Source organism: uncultured Paraglaciecola sp. (assembly GCF_937123705.1).
GTDB lineage: Bacteria > Pseudomonadota > Gammaproteobacteria > Enterobacterales > Alteromonadaceae > Paraglaciecola.
On sequence record NZ_CAKZKO010000042.1, the window covers coordinates 1 to 4,006 of the forward strand.

The 4,006-nt window shown below is 42.7% G+C and carries 1 protein-coding gene, 1 rRNA gene and 1 pseudogene; 2 read left to right on the forward strand and 1 reads right to left on the reverse strand.

Features of this window, described 5'->3' with window-relative positions; translation table 11 throughout:
- Both Q0688_RS07395 and Q0688_RS07400 read left to right on the forward strand, forming a co-directional pair.
- Window positions 1-354 (forward strand): annotated as a pseudogene (locus tag Q0688_RS07395) (DNA polymerase Y family protein); the annotation flags it as partial.
- Window positions 354-3,449: an error-prone DNA polymerase gene (locus Q0688_RS07400; protein WP_299074699.1), complete on the forward strand. Its 3,096-nt coding sequence runs from the start codon at window positions 354-356 to the stop codon at window positions 3,447-3,449. The pseudogene Q0688_RS07395 and the gene Q0688_RS07400, both read left to right, overlap by 1 nt.
- Before the next feature lie 83 nt (window positions 3,450-3,532).
- On the opposite strand, the gene rrf is transcribed toward Q0688_RS07400, so the two are convergent.
- Window positions 3,533-3,648 (reverse strand): 5S ribosomal RNA (gene rrf, locus Q0688_RS07405).
- Window positions 3,649-4,006 lie beyond the last annotated feature (358 nt).

The following is a 4,006-nucleotide window of genomic DNA, read 5'->3' on the forward strand; positions in this document are numbered from 1 at the left end:
CGTTTGCAATTAGTCTCTTTACTGCAAGCAAAGCTCGGAGAACAAGCTATAGCAACACCAGCCCTAAGCAATGATTATCGCCCAGAGCAGATCATCCAGCCAACTCAGCTATTAGGCAAGCCAATGCAAAATTTTGACCTTTATGCGTTACGACCTAGTTTTCTGTTAATTGCCCCACAGCGCCTACAAGAGCAAGTATCCATTGCTTATGGACCAGAACGCATAGCAACAGGGTGGTGGGACACAACACCTATCACACGAGACTATTTTATAGCTCGCAATCAACTGGGGCAGTGGTACTGGATATTCAAAACCTCGACAGGTGACTGGTATTTACATGGTGTGTTTAGCTAGTGGCCACAAAACATGGCTATGCTGAATTATTTTGTCAGAGCAATTTTAGCTTTTTATACGGTGCATCCCACCCACAAGAGTTAGTCAAACAGGCTGACTTTTTAGGTTATCACGCTATCGCTATTACCGATGAATGCTCAGTGGCAGGCGTTGCCAGAGGACACACTGCCATTAAAGAGCACGACCTTAATATCAAGTTAATCATTGGCAGCCTATTTCGTTTTAATGAAGAGCTGGAGTTAGTTCTGTTGTGCCCCGACAGACAAGCTTATGCCGAGTTGTGCCGCATTATAACCAATGCTCGTAAGCGAGCCCCTAAAGGCGAATATCTACTCGACAAATGGGATTTACGAGGCATCAAACACTGCTTCGCTCTGTGGTTACCCAGTGGCGATCAACACCACGATGATCATTGGGGTCCATGGCTCAAAAAGCATTATCAAAATAGGCTATGGATAGGTTATCAACGTCATCTACTCGCCAATGAACATCGCCATTTGCAACATATTGAGCAACTTAGTGATACATACCAAATAGACATCTGCGCTTGCGGCGGTGTATTGATGCACCAGCAGCAACGCTTGCCACTGCAACATGCATTAACCGCCATTAGAAAAGGGCAATCCGTAGCAAAATTAGGCCGCGAACTTCTACCTAACAGCGAACGTTATTTACGCCCTATCAAAAAGCTTTCGAGTTTATATGAGTTACCTTGGCTCGACGCGACCATAACTATTGCCAATGCATGTACCTTTAATTTAACCAGCTTACGCTATGAATACCCAAGCGAACTGGTGCCCGATGGCAAAACCGCTTCCGAATATCTACGAGAGCTTGTTCTAAAAGGTATGCACTTACGCTTTGAAACAGGTGGCATGCTAACTTTCGCCATAAAACGAATTATTGCTAAAGAGCTAAAGCTTATTAAAGAGTTGGCTTACGAATATTTCTTTCTCACCATTTACGATGTTGTGCAGTTCGCACAAAAACAACAAATTTTGTATCAAGGCCGAGGCTCGGCGGCCAACTCCATTGTGTGTTATTGCCTACAAATTACCGCCGTTGATCCAAGGCAAATCTCTGTACTATTTGAACGCTTTATTTCAAAGGAGCGCCAAGAAGAACCGGACATAGATGTAGATTTTGAGCACGAAAGACGTGAAGAGATCATTCAATATATCTATCAAAAGTATGGACGAGAACGCACTGCCATAGCCGCAACGGTGACCACTTATCGCAATAAAAGCGCGATCCGAGAAATTGGCAAAGCACTAGGTGTTAATGAAAGCCAATTAGATTTTTTTATTAAAAATATGAATCACCGAGATCACACCCTCGGCTGGCAAACACAAATAGCCAGTTTAGGTTTCGACAAGTCATCGACACAAGGCCAGCAATTTATTCATTTAGTAAACGAAATAAAGGGTTTTCCGCGTCATTTGTCACAACACGTCGGCGGCTTTGTAATATCACAAGGCCCTTTGTATCATCTGGTGCCCATTGAAAATGCGGCAATGGCAGATAGAAGCGTGATCCAATGGGATAAAGACGATCTAGAAAGTTTAGGTTTATTAAAAGTTGATGTCCTAGCTTTAGGCATGCTCACCGCTATACGTAAATCTTTTGCGCTAATTGCAAAGCACTATCAGCATAATTTTAATATTGCACAAATAGCCGCTCTAGGAGACGATCCCCAAGTCTATAAAATGATTCAACAGGCCGATACTGTTGGTGTATTCCAAATAGAATCTCGCGCGCAAATGAGTATGTTACCCAGACTCAAACCTACTACCTTCTATGATCTAGTCATTCAAATTGCCATTGTACGTCCCGGCCCGATCCAAGGAGGAATGGTACATCCTTTCTTAAAACACCGTAAAAACCCTACTTTAATCGAATACCCGTCGGCTGAACTAAAACAGGTACTATCTCGCACATCGGGTGTACCAATTTTTCAAGAACAAGTCATCAAGATAGCAATGGTAGCGGCTGGATTTAGTGGCGGCGAAGCAGACCAGCTACGCCGAGCTATGGGAAGTTGGAAACGTACTGGTGAGTTAACCCATTTTAAAGAAAAACTTATTACAGGTATGTCGCAAAGAAATTATCCTCTCGAATACTCCCAGCGCATATATAAACAAATATGTGGTTTTGGTGAATATGGCTTTCCCGAATCCCATTCAGCTTCATTCGCAATACTGGCCTACACTTCTTCTTGGTTAAAACACTACTATCCAGCCGCATTCTACGTAGGTTTATTAAACAGTTGGCCAATGGGGTTTTATACACCTGCACAACTAGTACAAGATGCCAAACGTCATAAGATTACAATACACCCTATTTGTATAAATGCTTCCGCTTATGATCACATACTCGAATATCACAATAAACGATGGGCGATCCGTCTAGGATTTCGTCTTGTAAAAGGCTGCAAAAGCCTAGATGCCAACAACTTACAACAAATCAGGCCCGAATCAGGTTTTGTAGATATCAATCAGATAAAAAAACTGGGCTTGCCCCGCCAATTTCTAGAAGCCTTAGCCAGTGCTAATGCGTTTCATACTTTGGCAGATAATCGATATGTAACGCGTTGGTTGTTGATGGACTCAGTACATGAATTACCTCTATTCAAACAACAAACTACAGATAAAATCACCCAACTGCCCACCCCCAATAAAACAGACGAGCTACTAGAAGATTATGTATCAACTAGCCTAAGTCTAACCCATCACCCCATAGCGCTATTGCGAGAAGCCAAGATGTTACCTAGGCATATAGCCGCTAAACAACTAGCCACTAAAATCAATAAAACTCACGTTAGTGTAATTGGATTAGTAATCGGCAGACAAAGACCCGGCACATCCAAAGGAGTGACCTTCATTACCCTTAAAGACGATACCGGAAATATTAATGTTGTGGTATGGCTATCAACTTCACAAGCACAACAAAAAGCCTATTTAAAGGCCAATATTCTTCAGGTAAAAGGCATATTAGAGATAGGAGATGGGGGAGTCACCCACGTTATAGCTGGTAAACTCAACGATTTGAGCCACCTACTGTCCGACTTAAACAATAAAGCCAGAAATTTTCATTAAAAGCCGCTAACTTATTTCAAAATAGGCATACCACAAAGCAAAAAAGCCCAGTCGTTAGACTGAGCTTTTTCGTGTAATTGGGAGCCTGACGGTGTGCTACTCTCGCATGGGGAAACCCCACACTACCATCGCCGCTAATGCGTTTCACTTCTGAGTTCGGAATGGATTCAGGTGGTACCGCATCGCTATTGCCGTCAGGCAAAAACTGTTATCTATCAAGCCGTTGACTCAATAAATCAATATGTAAAAGCTGATGCCTCCCTTCGTTAAAAGGTCAGCTGTAATCGACACTAAAGAATGCTCTAGTCTTACTCTATTTTTTCTATGATGTTGTCTTGTCACTCAACAATCGCTTTAATGTTTTCTATACTCGGTTTCGTCTATCGACCCGCTTTTACTTTAGCGAGCAGATAAATCGTCAGCAAAACCACGTTTTGTGGTTAAACGATTTATCGCGACAGCGCGAACGCGCGTTTATAAAAAGCCACTTGGGCGTTGTATGGTTAAGCCTCACGGGCAATTAGTACAGGTTAGCTCAACGCATTGCTACGCTTCCA